20 protein-coding genes and 1 pseudogene are annotated in these 15,220 nt (G+C 42.8%); 6 read left to right on the top strand and 15 right to left on the bottom strand.

What is annotated here, in order from left to right:
• Positions 1–39: 39 nt before the first annotated feature.
• From proA to gpt, 4 genes are all read right to left on the bottom strand, one after another.
• Entirely contained in the window at positions 40–1,293 is a 1,254-nt protein-coding gene (gene proA / locus ABR397_RS11690; RefSeq protein WP_350305895.1) for a glutamate-5-semialdehyde dehydrogenase, read from the bottom strand.
• 9 nt (positions 1,294–1,302) lie between these two features.
• On the bottom strand, positions 1,303–2,406 hold the full coding sequence (gene proB / locus ABR397_RS11685; RefSeq protein WP_350305911.1) for a glutamate 5-kinase: 1,104 nt from the start codon (positions 2,404–2,406) through the stop codon (positions 1,303–1,305).
• A gap of 132 nt (positions 2,407–2,538) precedes the next feature.
• Positions 2,539–3,786 carry an esterase FrsA gene (gene frsA, locus ABR397_RS11680; RefSeq protein ID WP_350305894.1) on the bottom strand — a complete coding sequence of 416 codons (1,248 nt, stop codon included), beginning with the start codon at positions 3,784–3,786 and terminating at the stop codon, positions 2,539–2,541.
• Between the two features lie 14 nt (positions 3,787–3,800).
• Positions 3,801–4,262 (bottom strand): xanthine phosphoribosyltransferase, encoded by a 462-nt coding sequence (gpt, locus tag ABR397_RS11675; protein ID WP_350305893.1) that lies wholly within the window; start codon positions 4,260–4,262, stop codon positions 3,801–3,803.
• Between the two features lie 256 nt (positions 4,263–4,518).
• Between gpt and pepD the strand changes: the two genes are divergently transcribed.
• Positions 4,519–5,979, top strand: a complete 1,461-nt coding sequence (gene pepD, locus ABR397_RS11670) for a beta-Ala-His dipeptidase (RefSeq protein WP_350305892.1) — start codon at positions 4,519–4,521, stop codon at positions 5,977–5,979.
• 37 nt (positions 5,980–6,016) lie between these two features.
• On the opposite strand, the pseudogene ABR397_RS11665 reads toward pepD, so the two are convergent.
• Positions 6,017–6,244: pseudogene (locus ABR397_RS11665) on the bottom strand (DinB/UmuC family translesion DNA polymerase); the annotation flags it as partial.
• Positions 6,245–6,796: 552 nt separating this feature from the next.
• Here ABR397_RS11665 and ABR397_RS25040 point away from each other — a divergent pair.
• Together ABR397_RS25040 and ABR397_RS11655 are read left to right on the top strand one after the other, a co-directional pair.
• Positions 6,797–7,009 carry a type II toxin-antitoxin system RelE/ParE family toxin gene (locus tag ABR397_RS25040; protein WP_407072877.1) on the top strand — a complete coding sequence of 71 codons (213 nt, stop codon included), beginning with the start codon at positions 6,797–6,799 and terminating at the stop codon, positions 7,007–7,009.
• Between the two features lie 93 nt (positions 7,010–7,102).
• Entirely contained in the window at positions 7,103–7,441 is a 339-nt protein-coding gene (locus ABR397_RS11655) for a helix-turn-helix domain-containing protein (RefSeq protein ID WP_036850009.1), read from the top strand.
• Positions 7,442–7,509: 68 nt separating this feature from the next.
• Here the strand turns inward: ABR397_RS11655 and ABR397_RS11650 are convergent, their stop codons facing one another.
• Positions 7,510–7,833 carry a hypothetical protein gene (locus tag ABR397_RS11650; RefSeq protein ID WP_036843602.1) on the bottom strand — a complete coding sequence of 108 codons (324 nt, stop codon included), beginning with the start codon at positions 7,831–7,833 and terminating at the stop codon, positions 7,510–7,512.
• Between the two features lie 118 nt (positions 7,834–7,951).
• Between ABR397_RS11650 and ABR397_RS11645 the strand changes: the two genes are divergently transcribed.
• On the top strand, positions 7,952–8,311 hold the full coding sequence (locus ABR397_RS11645) for a type II toxin-antitoxin system RelE/ParE family toxin (protein WP_118987844.1): 360 nt from the start codon (positions 7,952–7,954) through the stop codon (positions 8,309–8,311).
• Entirely contained in the window at positions 8,308–8,646 is a 339-nt protein-coding gene (locus ABR397_RS11640) for a helix-turn-helix domain-containing protein (RefSeq protein ID WP_214085388.1), read from the top strand. Before ABR397_RS11645 ends, ABR397_RS11640 begins: the two co-directional genes overlap by 4 nt.
• 79 nt (positions 8,647–8,725) lie before the next feature.
• On the opposite strand, the gene ABR397_RS11635 is transcribed toward ABR397_RS11640, so the two are convergent.
• Positions 8,726–9,049 carry a hypothetical protein gene (locus tag ABR397_RS11635; protein WP_046975949.1) on the bottom strand — a complete coding sequence of 108 codons (324 nt, stop codon included), beginning with the start codon at positions 9,047–9,049 and terminating at the stop codon, positions 8,726–8,728.
• Between the two features lie 176 nt (positions 9,050–9,225).
• Between ABR397_RS11635 and ABR397_RS11630 the strand changes: the two genes are divergently transcribed.
• Positions 9,226–9,573, top strand: a complete 348-nt coding sequence (locus ABR397_RS11630; RefSeq protein ID WP_214085389.1) for a hypothetical protein — start codon at positions 9,226–9,228, stop codon at positions 9,571–9,573.
• Between the two features lie 174 nt (positions 9,574–9,747).
• Here ABR397_RS11630 and ABR397_RS11625 read toward each other — a convergent pair whose 3' ends face one another.
• The 8 genes from ABR397_RS11625 to ABR397_RS11590 are packed head-to-tail and all read right to left on the bottom strand — an operon-like array spanning position 9,748 to position 15,218.
• Positions 9,748–10,200, bottom strand: a complete 453-nt coding sequence (locus ABR397_RS11625) for a tail fiber assembly protein (protein WP_350305891.1) — start codon at positions 10,198–10,200, stop codon at positions 9,748–9,750.
• Complete coding sequence (locus tag ABR397_RS11620) at positions 10,201–11,178, bottom strand: gp53-like domain-containing protein (RefSeq protein ID WP_350305890.1); 978 nt, start codon at positions 11,176–11,178, stop codon at positions 10,201–10,203.
• Position 11,179: 1 nt separating this feature from the next.
• Positions 11,180–11,755: a phage tail protein I gene (locus tag ABR397_RS11615; RefSeq protein WP_407072876.1), complete on the bottom strand. Its 576-nt coding sequence runs from the start codon at positions 11,753–11,755 to the stop codon at positions 11,180–11,182.
• Positions 11,748–12,851: a baseplate assembly protein gene (locus ABR397_RS11610; RefSeq protein WP_350305889.1), complete on the bottom strand. Its 1,104-nt coding sequence runs from the start codon at positions 12,849–12,851 to the stop codon at positions 11,748–11,750. The genes ABR397_RS11615 and ABR397_RS11610 overlap by 8 nt, the downstream gene beginning before the upstream one ends.
• On the bottom strand, positions 12,842–13,195 hold the full coding sequence (locus ABR397_RS11605; protein ID WP_214085392.1) for a GPW/gp25 family protein: 354 nt from the start codon (positions 13,193–13,195) through the stop codon (positions 12,842–12,844). The genes ABR397_RS11610 and ABR397_RS11605 overlap by 10 nt, the downstream gene beginning before the upstream one ends.
• Positions 13,196–13,240: 45 nt before the next feature.
• A complete protein-coding gene (locus tag ABR397_RS11600) occupies positions 13,241–13,843 on the bottom strand; it encodes a phage baseplate assembly protein V (RefSeq protein ID WP_350305888.1) in 603 nt (200 codons plus the stop codon).
• Positions 13,840–15,018 carry a phage late control D family protein gene (locus ABR397_RS11595; protein ID WP_350305887.1) on the bottom strand — a complete coding sequence of 393 codons (1,179 nt, stop codon included), beginning with the start codon at positions 15,016–15,018 and terminating at the stop codon, positions 13,840–13,842. Before ABR397_RS11595 ends, ABR397_RS11600 begins: the two co-directional genes overlap by 4 nt.
• Positions 15,006–15,218, bottom strand: coding sequence for a tail protein X (locus tag ABR397_RS11590; protein ID WP_350305886.1), 213 nt, complete (start codon positions 15,216–15,218; stop codon positions 15,006–15,008). The genes ABR397_RS11595 and ABR397_RS11590 overlap by 13 nt, the downstream gene beginning before the upstream one ends.
• Between the last annotated feature and the right edge of the window lie 2 nt (positions 15,219–15,220).

Below are 15,220 nucleotides of genomic sequence, written 5' to 3'. Positions count from 1 at the left end.
CAATTAATCAGACACACTTTTGGGGTAACAACAAACCGATTACTTACGGATTAAATTATCTCCATAACCAACCCACTTATATGTAGTCAGCGCATCTAATCCCATTGGACCACGGGAATGCAGTTTCTGAGTACTGACGGCAACCTCGGCCCCCAAACCAAACTGTCCACCATCAGTAAAACGCGTGCTGGCATTCACATAAACCGCCGCAGAATCTACCTGACGAACAAAATAGTCAGCATTGTACAAAGATTGAGTCAGAATCGCATCAGAATGGGATGTACCGTATGTACGGATATGGTTAATTGCCCGGTCAATATCACTGACAATTTCCACATTCATATCCAAAGATAACCACTCATCACGGTAATCTGCTTCTGCCACATCCACGACTTTTGCAGGGCCTTCCCGCAAAAACTCCATTGCTGATTTACTCGCGTGAAGGGTAACACCTTGTCCTGCCATATTCCTGCTCAGTACAGGCAGAAAATCTGCCGCGATCCTATGATGTACCAGCAACGTTTCCAAAGCATTACAGGCGCTTGGTCGTTGAACCTTAGCGTTAGTGATGACAGTCAATGCCTTATCGAAATCAGCACTTTCATCGACAAAAGTATGGCAGACACCGATGCCGCCAGTAATAACCGGAATGGTTGACTGCTCGCGGCACAGCTTATGCAACCCAGCACCACCGCGTGGAATCAGCATATCCACATAACGGTCCATTTTCAGTAGCTGAGTAACTAATTCACGATCTGGTTTATCTATCGCCTGCACTGCTGCGGCCGGTAACCCACTCTGCTCAAGCGCCTGCTGAATGACTTTCACTGTTGCCTGATTAGTATTATGCGTTTCTTTACCACCACGCAAAATAACGGCATTACCTGTTTTCAAACACAGAGATGCAACATCAATAGTGACATTAGGACGGGCTTCATAAATCACCCCAATCACACCAAGCGGTACACGGCGACGTTCTAACTTCAAACCACTATCAAGCAAGCTACCATCAATAACTTGCCCTACCGGGTCAGACAAACGGCACACCTGACGAATATCGTTAGCTATCGCTGCCAAACGTTCTTGTGTCAGCAACAGACGATCCAGCAATGCTTCACTCATTCCCTGTTCACGGGCCTGAGCCATATCAAACCGATTAGCTTCGAGAATGATTGTACTTTTCTGCTCCAGCAAATCTGCAATGTGGATTAATGCCTGATTTTTTTGTTTTGTACTTAGCTGTGCCAGCTGCCATGAGGCCTCTCTGGCGGCCTTTCCCATTTGTTCTAACATTATAAATCCTTAACTCACAATCATGTCATCACGATGAACTGCAACAGCGCCATATTCATAACCGAGAATTTGGTTTATCTGCTGTGAATGGCGGCCAGCAATCAAACGCAAAGCATCACTGTTATAACGGCAAACGCCGTGCGCCAAATCCTTACCAGACAGGCTACGAATACAGATAACTTCTCCACGGGAGAAATCACCTTTAATATTTTTAATCCCTTTTGGCAACAAAGAGCTGCCTTTTTCACAGATTGCGGTTTCAGCGCCGTGATCAACAATAATTTCACCGGCAGGAGGAGCGCCAAAAATCCAACGCTTGCGATTTTCCATCGGGCTTTCCAACCCATGAAAGCGAGTCCCCACCGAATTACCTTCAATGACATCCGCGATAACATCAGGTTTATTACCGGCAGCAATAATGACATCAATACCGGCCCGGCCTGCAATACCCGCGGCCTGAAGCTTAGTCGCCATCCCCCCCGTCCCTAAACCGGAAACGCTATCACCGGCAACCATACGTAATTCGTCGCTGATGTCATAAACTTCCGGAATAAATTCTGCATTGGTATTACTGCGCGGATCAGCGGTATATAGCCCTTCAATATCAGTCAATAATAACAGTTTATCCGCTCCACCCAGAATTGCCGCCAGTGCAGATAAATTATCATTATCACCCACTTTAATTTCCGCAGTTGCAACCGCATCATTCTCATTAATTATAGGAACAATGCGATTATCAAGCAGGGCATTTAAGGTATCTCTGGCATTTAAAAAACGCTCCCGATCTTCTAAATCCGCACGGGTCAGTAACATTTGACCAACATGAATACCGTAAATAGAAAAAAATTGCTCCCACAGCTGAATCAATCGGCTCTGACCTACTGCCGCCAGCAATTGCTTAGAAGCAATAGTTGCAGGCAAATCCGGGTATCCCAGATGTTCCCGGCCAGCCGCAATAGCCCCGGAAGTTACAATAATAATGCGGTGGCCTTTTTCATGTTGTTGAGCACATTGGCGTACCAGCTCTACAATACGAGCCCGGTTCAAACGACGAGAGCCGCCGGTCAATACACTTGTCCCCAGCTTCACAACCAATGTTTGGCTACCATTCATCATATTTTTGCCGTTATATTTAATTTGAAAAAACAGCGTTCAGTTTTAGCAGGAGAGAAGCATTATGCCAACAGGCATAACGATAAATTGAAAAAATATGGCTTCAAAATAAACTTATGCCATCAATTTCAACTAACCCATTTTATTTTTCAACCACTGACTGGTTTCCTGTAATGCCTTATTGAAGCTGCTGTAAACAGGCGTTGCCGGAATAGTCAATAATTTACTGTCCATTGATGACATTGCTATCAGCTTTGATTCTTCCTTTGGGCTGAAAATATCATTCTGCCAGTAACCAGCTAGCATAGGAACGGAACAACGTCGGCCCAACAGACCTTGTTTTTTAAGGGAATAACAACCAAGTTCGAGGCGAAACGCATTTTCATCCACATTATAAATACCCATCCGGCTGGCAAACATATCGAGATACATCACAGGGGAATTTTGCTGGCGTTCAGCGCTATTGAGCCACTCATGGACAATAGCGCCAAAAGTCGCAATACATTTGATACGCTTAGATTCCAAATATGCCAGGCGGACAGCAATATTAGCACCAAAACGGAAACCAAAAACGCCAACCCGTGTATGGTCAACCCAAGGGATGCCATCCAGTTGATGGATTATTTGTTGATGAAGAGTACAAGTATCCTGTGTCAATCGCAGACGTGAGCAGTAACCCACTGAAGGCATATCCACAGTCAGCATGGCGAATCCCAAAGGCGCCAGATAATCACGGAATAACTGATAATAATCACTTTGCAAATTATCTAAGCTGCCACACACCAGAATAGTTGGAGAGGGTCCATGTGGCCGTTGAGGCAAATGCAGAAAACCAGTTACACAACCCCCCTCTTTCAGTTTGAACTCTATCTTCCTCAATTGATAGTCAGAGCAACGGGCCGCATTTTCATAAGCTTTATTTGCCAAAACAACGGCCTGCTGAGACAGATCATCACCTTTGAGATGAGGATAACCGGCGATGCTATACAAATTAGCCGCTTTCAACCAGAAATTACCCGCTTCGGCGGTCTGTTCTGTCTGTAACGCTCTTTGTTGCCACAGCATCGCCTGATGTGACCACTCAAAAATCCAATTACCTTTGCGATACCCAACCACTGTATCCAGTAAATTATCATCACTGCGTTGAGCATTTGCCACGGCAATCCGGCACAAGACTTCTTCTATCTCAAAAGGATCAATTCCCCGCCAAATCCACATCAGCCGGTTAATCATGCGATACCAGCTCCCATGACTATTACCATCCAACGTATTGTAATTACCGACAATCAGCCGGGGATGGCGGTGCTTTACCAGCGTGGAAGTTTCCTGATGCTTTTGTCTTGGCTTAAAAAGTGATTCTGAAAGATTTTGATTTGCCATAACAAATGCTGATTTTATTTACTTTCACAAATTGGCGGAACAAATACTACGCTCATATCCCAAGGTTGCTCGATCCAAGTATCTTGCGGAATATCAACAATATAATCATCAACAAGAGGACGACCTGCCGGTTTGGCGAAAATAGTCACAAAATGCGCTTTTGGATACATATCACGGATAACCTGAGCGGTGCCCCCAGTATCAACCAAATCATCTACAACGATGAAACCCTCACCATCACCTTCCGCTTTTTTCAGCACTTGCAGATCGCGTTGATTATTATGGTCATAGCTGGAAATACAGACAGTATCGACATGACGGATACCCAATTCACGCGCCAGAAGCGCCCCAGGGACAAGACCGCCCCGACTCACAGCAATGATACCTTTCCACTGTTCGACAGGGAGTAAACGTTGTGCCAATTTACGGGCATGTATTTGCAACATATCCCAGGTTACGACATATTTTTCGCTCATAAGAATGGATCCCGGCAACTTAAGAATATCTCAGAAAAGAGTTTTCGCAGAAAAAGTTGCGCGAGATTATATTGATTTAGGTCAGCAAAAACCAGCGGAAACAGGGAATCGATGAATCACATTATCCTTACCAAAAGAAAGTGGTATTCTGAACTCAATAGCATCAGAGCGTTAATCGCTCGTAATAATAAAACCTATGTCTCTGGTAGAAAGTAGTATTTCCATCTCATTGAGATGCAGTCACAGGAGATTCGTCGTGTCAAAACTATCACAATTATCCCCTCAGCCTCTGTGGGACATCTTTGCCAAAATCTGCTCTATTCCCCACCCTTCTTATCATGAAGAAGCGTTGGCAACCCACATTGTTCAATGGGCGCAGGAAAAAGGCTTGCACGTTGAACGCGATCAAGTTGGCAATATTCTGCTCAGAAAACCAGCCAGTAAAGGGCTGGAAAATCGTAAAGCGGTTGTTCTGCAAGCTCACCTTGATATGGTGCCGCAGAAAAACAACGATACAGAACATGACTTCACTAAAGATCCTATCCGTCCTTATATTGATGGTGAATGGGTTACTGCACAAGGTACAACATTGGGTGCAGACAATGGTATTGGCCTCGCGTCAGCATTAGCCGTGCTGGCTGATGACAATGTAAAACATGGCCCTCTGGAAGTTTTACTGACCATGACGGAAGAAACCGGAATGGATGGTGCTTTTGGCTTGCAACCGGGCTGGCTGCAAGCTGATATTTTAATCAATACCGATTCAGAAGAAGAAGGCGAAATCTACATGGGTTGTGCCGGAGGTATCGATTTCACCACAACGTTAGCACTTACCCGTGAAACGGTTCCGGCTCACTACAAAACACTAAAATTCACCATCAAAGGTCTGAAAGGCGGGCATTCCGGTTGTGATATTCATTTAGGGCTGGCTAATGCCAACAAACTACTGGCACGATTCCTTGCTGCCCATACTGAGGAACTGGAGCTAAAACTGCTCGAGTTCCAGGGTGGTACGCTGCGTAATGCCATTCCACGAGAAGGTCATGTTATTGTTGCCGTCCCCGCAGATAAAACAGCGCGGCTGACCCAACTGAAAGATAAATACCTGGGTATCCTGAAAAATGAATATACCATCGTCGAGAAAAACCTGACTGTATTGCTGGAAGAAGTTGAAACCGATATTCAGGCACTGACTGATGATTGCCAGAACCGTTTTATCTCATTGCTGAACAGTACACCAAACGGTGTTATCCGTATGAGTGATATCATCAAAGGCGTAGTGGAAACTTCTCTCAACGTGGGCGTTGTGGCGATGGAACAGGATAAGGTCAATATTATTTGTCTGATCCGTTCGCTTATCGACAGCGGCAAATCCTATATTATAGGTATGCTTGGTTCCCTGGCTAAATTGTCAAACGCTGAAATTACCGCCAAAGGCGATTATCCAGGCTGGCAGCCGAATGCAAATTCTCCGGTGATGCATCTGGTACGTGAAACGTATCAACAGCTGTTCGATAAAACCCCCAATATTATGGTGATTCACGCAGGGCTGGAATGTGGTCTGTTTAAGAAACCTTATCCTGATATGGATATGGTCTCTATCGGGCCAACTATCACAGGCGCTCACTCCCCTGACGAACAGGTTCACATCAAAAGTGTTGGTCAATATTGGCAACTGCTGACCGCAGTCCTGAAAGCTATCCCTGAGAAATCTTAATCAAATCTCCCCTGCTCCGATGTAGTAGCAGGGGAAACTACCACTCAAGCAACAGTTGCCGATCAATTTGTGGATCCAGCAAAGTCACATGCAAACCCACTAAGCGAACTCCGCGCCCTTCGCGTCGGGATGCCCATGTTTTCTGAGCCAATTGGAGTAAATCCGCTTTATCCAGCAATGGATGGACATGTTCCTGAGTTGTCAGTTGAAAATCATCAAATTTCAACTTAACTCCCTGACGGGCAATCCGCAGATCAGGTTTGACTATTGATGCCGCGCGCGATAAATTTTACTCATTCGCGCAATAAATGAAACGGTAATTGCGTTTCATCTATTGAAAAGTTATTACATAACTAACCGTCATAGATATGATTGTAGTTTACCTAATTTACCCATTTTTCCTTTGAATCTGTAGTACGAGCCTGTAGGACAACTCGATATCGAGACATAACTTACTACCCGTTGCCTCAACATAATGTTTGAGGGAAGCCAGTTTCAAATCGCGACCAAGCTTCTTCATGTTAGAAACTGTGGATTAGTAATAACTTTGGGCTCTTCATTCGCCAGTATTTGGTTGAGCACTCTTGCAATGCTTGGATTGGATCGCCTTTGCTTTGGACACGCGGTTTTTGCTTGTCAGTGGCCTGAAACATACTTCTCGCATATTTTCTCCTCGCTAGGCTTCAAATTCCTTCAATTCTTCATTTGCAATTTTGTGCGCAGTGGTATAAAATTTTATACAACCAAATGAGGAAGGAAGCTATAATAAAAATCAGGGGCGGTACTAGAGAAAGAAATTGTCTGTAATCGGTCCTTTTTGTGGAGCTTTGTTAGCCTTTCCTTACAGATCGCACGTAAAGACGCAGGCTATCAGTTTCATAGAATACAGCATGGAATAGATCCTGAAGACTGGAAACCCTTTTTTGGCATCGGTTCTGGTGTAAAAGAAATGCGGCTAAGAGACAGTATAGGTATTTATCGTATTATGTATGTTGTTAAATTTGATGAAGCTATTTTACATATTACATAGTTTTCAGAAGAAAACTTAACAAACGAATAAACAGGACAAGGATATCGCTAAAGTGCGATACAACGTAGTTATCCAGCATCGGGGAAATATCAAATGACCACTAAAATTGACACTGAAATTCGTAGGGTAACTCCAGCCGGACATAATATATTTTCTGAATTAGGTTTTACTGAGCAAGAAGCTCAACAACTTCATACAACTTCTTTACAAGAAATAGAAAATACACTGCAAATTAAAGAACGGTTAATGGAAGAAATTACTTTATGGATTGTGGATGAAAAAATGAAACAAGCTGAAGTAGCAGAGGTATTACACATTTCTCGTCCAAGAGTATCTGATGTTGTGAATAAAAAAGTAAATAAATTCACCATTGACGCATTGGTTAATATGTTAATCCGTATAGGGAAGCCTGTTCAGATTACGGTGGGTTAAGGCATATATATTAACAATTCAAAATAGGAGGCACTTAGAATAGGTGCCTCTTGGTATTTCAAAATGATTCAACCTTTCGGTTCAATACCACGTGCCAGCAGCTCTTTGCGCAAAATTCGTTTTATCCATGTTGCTAAAGATGTATCACCATCTTTCTTCATTTCTGCTTCAAGCTGGAGACGAAATTCCTCTGTTAACCTCATCGGAAATTGAGGAGATCTTTTATTTTGTATTGACAAGGTATATACCCTATGATTTAATGCTACTGTATATACCAGTGTATATTCAAAGAGTTTCAAAAACAATGGAGCTTGGTAGTGTCTCACCACTAATCGGGTTTCTAACCACAACATTATTGGAGCTAATGCTATGGCTAACGCTAATAGTAACATACGCACGCATTCAAAACGCTATACATTTATAACGTACCTTTCTTATCGATTGATAATCGAACTTCGCCAATTACACATGATTTCAGCATTGCATACAATTAAATAAGGAAGGAAAGCTATGACGAAAATCAGGAGCGGTACAGAGAAAGAAATTGCCTGGATTGGCTCTTCTTATGAAGACTTGTTAGCCTTTCCTATAGATACACGTAAAGACGCAGGCTATCAGCTTCACAGAATACAGCGTGGAATAGATCCTGAAGACTGGAAACCCTTTTCTGACATCGGTTCTGGCGTAAAAGAAATACGGCTAAGAGACAGTACAGGTATTTATCGCATTATGTATGTTGCTAAATTTGATGAAGCTATTTACGTATTACATAGTTTTCAGAAGAAAACTCAACAGACGAATAAACAGGACAAGGATATCGCTAAAGTGCGATACAACGCAGTTATCCAGCAACGGAGAAATATCAAATGACCACTAAAATTGACACTGAAATTCGTAGGACAACTCCAGCCGGACATAATATATTTTCTGAATTAGGTTTTACTGAGCCAGAGGCTCAGCAACTTCATGCAATCTCTTTACGAGAAATAGAAAACACACGGCAAATCAAAGAATGGTTAATAGGAGAAATTACCTTATGGATTGTAGATAAAAAAATAAAACAAACTGAGGTAGCAATAGTGTTGCACATTTCTCGTCCAAGAGTATCTGATGTTGTGAATAAAAAAGTAAATAAATTCACCATTGACGCATTGGTTAATATGTTAACCCATATAGGGAAACCTGTTCAGATTACGATAGGTTAAGACACACATATTAAAGTCATTAGGACAATTTAAAATAAGAGGCACTTAGAATGGGTGCCTCTTGGTATTTTAAAATGATTCAACCTTTCGGTTCAATACCACGTGCCAGCAGCTCTTTACGCAAAATTCGTTTTATCCATGTTGCCAAAGACGTATCACCATCTTTCTTCATTTCCGCTTCGAGCTGGAGACGAAATTCCTCTGTTAATCTCATCGGAAATTGAGGAGATCTTTTATTTGGCATTGACAAGGTATATACCCCATGATTTAATGTTACTGTATACACCAGTGTATATTCAAAGGGTTTCAAAAACAACGGAGCCCGGTAGTGTCTCACCACTAACCGGGCTTCTGACCACAACATTATTGGAGCTAATGCTATGGCTAACGCTAATAGTAACATACGCGCGCATTCAAAGCCCTATATATTTATTAACGTCTGTTCTAACCGACTGATAATCAAACTTCTCCCATTACGCATGATTTCAATGTTAGCTACCACGGAAATAGAAGCTTGTATTCTGCTCGCAGGCTTTCCTTTGGTATTTGCCTCATGCAAACCACTGGAGGAACTGAACCATGCTTAATACTAAGAATATTAAGAATACTGCGGACATTGAGAATTACTGTGATATCTTCTATTCCGACATGGCGAATGTTGTGTCAGTACTGGATACGGCGGATATGAGTGAACAAGATATTGAACTACTGGAAGAAGCCTGCGAAGCTAACAGTGCTGGACTCTGTCATGGGTTACATTTTCTGGGAGATACTCTTGTTACTTTTGCCGCTAATGACGTGGTCGAATTCACCCCAGAAAGTCTTTGTCAGTTAGGCCATTGTCTGGCTGCTATCAGCTCACTATTGCCGATGTTGTTTACTCTGTATCAGAAAGCCAATAAAGAAACTCAGTTACGCAACCTTTAACTCTGAAATGGCCTAAACGCTCATTATGCTAATCTCATCCACTTGTAATCCCATGATCTACAAGTGGATGCTATCCACGTACATCTTATACTGCTTTGGAATCATCCCCGATATAGTCCGTAACTGTACGGAATTGGTTACCGTATCAGAAATAAGAATAGGGCCATTGATCCCTTATTCCGTAATTCTAGGTTTTTCGGGCCAATAAATATCTGTCGCTAAGCTAGCATCAACACGGTTCAGCAATACCCTATATTTTTTCAAAGCGGTCAATCGAGAATGTTCCTCATCACTCGCCATCCCCAAATCTACTGCATCTTGTAACGGAGCTATCTGTTTACTTACAGTGAACATAAGTTGCTGTTTCTTATGTTCTGCTTGTTGCTGCTGTTCCTGCCTGAGTTTTATCACACTGCTTTCTGATATTATCCATTTTTCACCATCGTATTTATGATAAACGGACGGAGCACGTTCAGTAAGCACTGGATAACCCTCTTTATTACTGACAATTGACAAACCGTGTGACTGCCCTGTAAGTAATTCATTGTGTTTTTCTGCGGTTATTTCAACACATTCTTCATGAGAGTCACTATAAAAAGCGCCTTCTTTTCTGGAGAAATAAACCATTTATACCCCCCAAAATAATATATGAACAACTTTGCTTGGATTCTCATTGTTGTTGGGAGTGCCAGCTTGATATTCAAACGTCGATAATGTTGCATTACGTACTAATGTGTGACCTGTTGATGTATTTATACTCGACATGCTTGCGACATAGCCAATAAACTGATTTTTAAAAGAAATTGGATAATTGATTTTTACCCATGACTGTTGGCTTGATGCAACTTTAACCCATTGAATAATTATTCCCGTATCCCCGCATTGCCACCAGCCATTTTCAGATTTTATAGCTGCGTTTTGCAATGCGAGCGTACCGCTTCGCTCAGGTATTAATATATTATAACGTCGTTGATTGTTCGGATCGTTAGAATAAATATGTAACAATTTTCCTTCCGAACCATTAATTCCTACCATATACCCATCTTTCGATTTGAAACGTAGCTCAGGAAAAGGAGTTTTACTATCAATTAATAAACTACCAACGGTTGCAGTTTTATCGCTAGAAATACGCAAGAAAGTATTATCGCTCTCAGATTTAGCATAACTTCCCACATCCCCAGCATTCAATGAAATATCAAATGACAACGCTTTTCCATTCACTTTACGAATGGATGGTACTCGGCTATTAGCGTTGTTATTTGCAGCTACAGCACTTTGATTCGCCGTATTGGTCAGTGATTGCACAAATGCTGTTGTTGCAATCTGAGTATTATTAGCGTTTTTAGCCGGTGTGGGGGCGGTTGGTGTTCCTGTGAAAATGGGACTGTCTTTCGGTGCATACTGAGTATGCGGGTCTTTCGCTTCGGTGTGCTCTTTCAACTCATTCCCATTTTGTTCTAGTTTCTGTTTAAGATAACTTGTGCGGTTGACCAACTGTTTAGCCTGCCGATTGGAAATACCATCAGGCCCGCCTAACACGGGGTCTGAGGTTTCTATTTGATACACGCCCTCTGACCACTGTGGGGTTTCCGGCAAATTAGCCATTTTAACTGCTCCCATAATTGTAACTACCGTCATAACTGACAGTATTGTTGTAACGAATTGATACAGACTGATATTCCAAGCTGGCAAGGTGGCAGCGTGCAGGCGCAAACGCTGCCAGTGTAGTGCGCAGTAGCGAGGCTTGATCATTGGTAATAGGTTGCTGAAGTATGACGCGATAATCTGCCCAGGATGTTGAATCTCCATAAATATAATTACCGTTATGGCTGGCATGACCGTCATAATTGATTTGACCAGTGCCTTCAATTAAATCAACTTCACCAAACCCAAAGCGCCGAATAATTTCATGAATTGACCAAGGTGTACCTTTATACCGATGCAATTCTATAGCTGATTTGATTAACGTACGGCGAGCATTGTCTGATTCGACAAGCTCCCAGCCATCACCAAATAGGGAGAATTGATTTGCCAGCCAATGCAGCGTGCTGCTATCGACAGTATCAATGAGATAAACCATTAATTGGGTTAAATCGATATCATCAAAACGGGAGGCCAACTGACCTAATGCACGCATACTGATATCAGCTTCCAGTGGAGGTGGTAGATGTAACTTAACCATCAGCGACTCCGGTGACCACAACAGTGATACCGATACAGTTCGCCCATTCATTTTCACCTACAACCTGAAACGTGGGAGACTCCAGTACGACTTGATAGACGCCAGAAACAGACAATGTTGAGATGATTTGGCTGGGAACAATATCTTTTCCTAACGTTGTTGCTCGTTCAGCTACCCATGTTTGTATGGCTTGTTCTGCTGCCGGTTGAATATCAAGCGTATTAACGCCACTGTACAAGGTCAGTTTCGCCTTGATGGTATAATCAACCTTCACGGGAGGTTTTGCATATACAGTGTCAGTCAACGGGCGGATTTTTTCATCAGAGCAAGAGCTTTTCACCAGCGTTAAAATGCTTTCATCAGGCAATCCCGTAGCTAATAGTGGAAACAGTTCAACAACGCCCGGAATGGGAGACATGACTGCGACATCAACAATATTGGGATGGGCACGCATGGCATGAAAACGATAAGCCTGACGACTGCCCGCATTAGTAAACGATTCAGGGGCCATTTTGATTCGTACACGTAGCCTCTCGTCACTTTCCTCTGCCGAACCACCACTGCTCACTATTGTGTTGGTCACTTGCAGGTCAATGTCGTCGATTTCATCCAACAATGTACTAATTTGTGCTGGTTGCCAGCTATTCCCTGATAATCCAGTATCTGTACAAGTAGCTGTGACATTAACGAACCGTGTGCCGGCTTTCAGAACAGCATCTGTATTAGTAGCAAAAATAATACTGTCCGATGCATTAACACGAGTTCCAACTGGAATGAGTACATCTTGCTCTAATGCTTCATCAACACTAAATTGCAATATTGTATGCGCCGGTTGGGCGGATAGCCGATATACTCCGACCAATTCCCCTAAGTAGTCCAAAATGGGCGCACGGGCAAACTCGACCAAATTCTGCTTGGCGGCTTCCTGAACTTGCATTCTGGTTAGTGCTTCACGATATGCAAATAAATTGATCAGCAGGCGTTCTACCTGTGCTGGGTACAAAGTCTTACCTACATCAGCTTCATATTTTGCGATCATTTCGGTTGTGATTTTTTCTACATCACGCTCGATAAAATCAGGTTCTGTCAGCGCCATAGCAACTCCGTAGATTGTGTAATGCCATCAACTGCTGTCCAATTCACACGCAGAGTTAGATGCTCTCCATTGACAGTTGGTTTCACGGAGAGCAACTGGCAACGAGGTTCCCAACGTGTAATAGCATCAACAGATTCCCTGACAACGTGGGGAATCGCGCGGTCTATTGGGTAATCCATATAAAGGTGCAAGTTACTGCCGAATTCTGGTCGATGTGGATCACTGCCACGTGGTGTACGTAGAATAATGAATATTGCTTGGGCGATATCATCCAGCCCACAGGCAATTTTGCCAGAGTGTTGGAGAGCCGGTTGCCAAAAAACAGAGTGTGAGTTCGTATTCATGGGGACAGTATCGTCCTCGGCAGGAATATCTAATATTAAAGACGTTTAAAGAAACCCATGAGAATGATGATTCGAGTTACCGCCTTCATCCATGATGCTACCTGTTGCATGGATGTTGCCATCGACGCTGACATTACCCTGAATGTTCGTAGTACCATTACCACCAGAACCCGACAGCCCATTTTGATAGATTAATTGGCCTTTCACTAACATATTTCCGGTTATGATTGTTTCCGGCGCATCGATAGTTGCCTGCTGTGTCTGAATAACAACATTGGCTCCCACTGCGATCTTAATGTGCTGAATGCCGCCATTAATAGTCAGGGTGTGTGAGGTACGATCATAGTAAAAAGCCGCATCATCTGCATAAGTTACACCACGGATATTTTTATTGTTAGCAAGTGGTTTATCAACACTGGAATAGACAGCACCTAAAATAACACCATCTTCACCATTGGCATCCAATAGCACTTCAACCTGTTCCCCAACATCGGTCAACCAATAGTCTTTGTTATTCTGGGTATTGCGCTGCAACACATTCAGCCAGTTAGTACGCATATTATCGCATTCAGGCAATCGCACGCGGGCACGAACAGTAGCAGGATCTACGGCGCTAATCGTACCAACTTGACGAGTTACACTGCTCATTTGGATTCCTCCTCGATGATCGTGTCGGAAGAACCATCGGGCTTATATACAACCAATTTCTGAGTCTTATCTTTTTTATCTTTCTTGGATTTGCTTGATGTAACAGGGCCACGAGCAACTTCAAGTTCGGTTATATATCCGCTGTTGCGATCAAAAGAGTGGTGAGCTGAAGTAATTAACCATTGTCCAGATAACTTGCCAAATTCAATCAACTCAATTTTATTTCCGGCGGTTAACTGAGGGGCTCCCATCAATGAAAGTGAGCCGTTCTGCTGGTACTCATTATATGAATCCAATGCTGACGTGGCCTTTATTTCAGCGCTATCCTTGTTAGCAGCCCGGCTGTTTACTTTTAAGGTATCTGCACTGGTTTCTTTACCGCTACTTTTGCTTCTTGAATTAGACTGACTACTTGTACTGGTCGCACCATCAGCTTCATAGACAATCAACTTTTTATCATCAGCCTTTTGGTGCTTCACTTTGGCTTTTTTATAGACTTTATTAATCGTGTCCCGTAGTGAAAATTGGGCAACATCACGAGGGTGTAATTTTTTTATGGGTTCTTGGCTGCGCAAAGTGGCTAAGTGGGAGAAAATTAGCTGTTCACTGACAACTTTAACGGCATAACCATATTCACTGGCCAGTCGTTTCAGGAACGCCACATCGGTTTCAGAATATTGCGTCACCCTGTCAATCTTGATGATTTCGATACTGCCGATCAGCTTTAACTGATGTTTCTTAGCGATGCGGTTAGCAATAGCGGCCAGAGTTGTATTCTCAAATCCACGGTTAGATTTGGTCCGCAATGCCGTATTGATAGACGTTGCTATACCTCGGACAGATACAATAGAAGGAGGGATGTTGACTTCAATTTCATCAATATAGAATGAGCCACAATTCAGTAACCGTTCGCCGAAATAGCCCAACTTCAATGTCAACGTATCACCTTTGCCCGGATACCATTTATCTAGCCAGCGACCATCAGTATCATCCAACTCTACCTCTATTTCATCAGATTCGCTTTTGATGTTGTCGGTATAGCTGACACGAGTGACATAAGGAGTGATGTCATTTGTGATATCTTTTTGCAAATATCGTAACGTGAATGTCGGACTTAAAACCTCTGAGACACCCGTTATAGATGGTGTTTGCTTGGTATCAATTATCTTAGCCACGGTGGTGTATCCTCTGCAATTACTACATCGTCAGCGTCAATGATGGGGATCAACAATACGATCCCAGATGGCAATACAGGTGTAACTGCAACGTGCGGATTAGCAGCAATTATGCGAGCGTAACCTAAAGGGTCACCATAATAATGGTGAGCCAATAAATCCCACCTATCGCCATCTTTTGTAATGTATTCAAGAAACATGA

It is taken from the genome of Photorhabdus viridis, from assembly GCF_040256935.1.
Lineage (GTDB): Bacteria > Pseudomonadota > Gammaproteobacteria > Enterobacterales > Enterobacteriaceae > Photorhabdus > Photorhabdus viridis.
The sequence above is the reverse complement of the archived record's forward strand: the minus strand, read 5'-3'. Positions and strand labels throughout refer to the sequence as shown.

Bases quoted from the DNA above. Each gene is read 5' to 3' on its own strand.
- proA (WP_350305895.1), bottom strand. From the start codon at position 1,293: ATGTTAGAACAAATGGGAAAGGCCGCCAGAGAGGCCTCATGGCAGCTG.
- proB (WP_350305911.1), bottom strand. From the start codon at position 2,406: ATGAATGGTAGCCAAACATTGGTTGTGAAGCTGGGGACAAGTGTATTG.
- frsA (WP_350305894.1), bottom strand. From the start codon at position 3,786: ATGGCAAATCAAAATCTTTCAGAATCACTTTTTAAGCCAAGACAAAAG.
- gpt (WP_350305893.1), bottom strand. From the start codon at position 4,262: ATGAGCGAAAAATATGTCGTAACCTGGGATATGTTGCAAATACATGCC.
- ABR397_RS11655 (WP_036850009.1), top strand. From the start codon at position 7,103: ATGACCACTAAAATTGACACTGAAATTCGTAGGGTAACTCCAGCCGGA.
- ABR397_RS11650 (WP_036843602.1), bottom strand. From the start codon at position 7,833: ATGTTACTATTAGCGTTAGCCATAGCATTAGCTCCAATAATGTTGTGG.
- ABR397_RS11645 (WP_118987844.1), top strand. From the start codon at position 7,952: ATGACGAAAATCAGGAGCGGTACAGAGAAAGAAATTGCCTGGATTGGC.
- ABR397_RS11640 (WP_214085388.1), top strand. From the start codon at position 8,308: ATGACCACTAAAATTGACACTGAAATTCGTAGGACAACTCCAGCCGGA.
- ABR397_RS11635 (WP_046975949.1), bottom strand. From the start codon at position 9,049: ATGTTACTATTAGCGTTAGCCATAGCATTAGCTCCAATAATGTTGTGG.
- ABR397_RS11630 (WP_214085389.1), top strand. From the start codon at position 9,226: ATGCTTAATACTAAGAATATTAAGAATACTGCGGACATTGAGAATTAC.
- ABR397_RS11625 (WP_350305891.1), bottom strand. From the start codon at position 10,200: ATGGTTTATTTCTCCAGAAAAGAAGGCGCTTTTTATAGTGACTCTCAT.
- ABR397_RS11620 (WP_350305890.1), bottom strand. From the start codon at position 11,178: ATGGCTAATTTGCCGGAAACCCCACAGTGGTCAGAGGGCGTGTATCAA.
- ABR397_RS11615 (WP_407072876.1), bottom strand. From the start codon at position 11,755: ATGGTTAAGTTACATCTACCACCTCCACTGGAAGCTGATATCAGTATG.
- ABR397_RS11610 (WP_350305889.1), bottom strand. From the start codon at position 12,851: ATGGCGCTGACAGAACCTGATTTTATCGAGCGTGATGTAGAAAAAATC.
- ABR397_RS11605 (WP_214085392.1), bottom strand. From the start codon at position 13,195: ATGAATACGAACTCACACTCTGTTTTTTGGCAACCGGCTCTCCAACAC.
- ABR397_RS11600 (WP_350305888.1), bottom strand. From the start codon at position 13,843: ATGAGCAGTGTAACTCGTCAAGTTGGTACGATTAGCGCCGTAGATCCT.
- ABR397_RS11590 (WP_350305886.1), bottom strand. From the start codon at position 15,218: ATGTTTCTTGAATACATTACAAAAGATGGCGATAGGTGGGATTTATTG.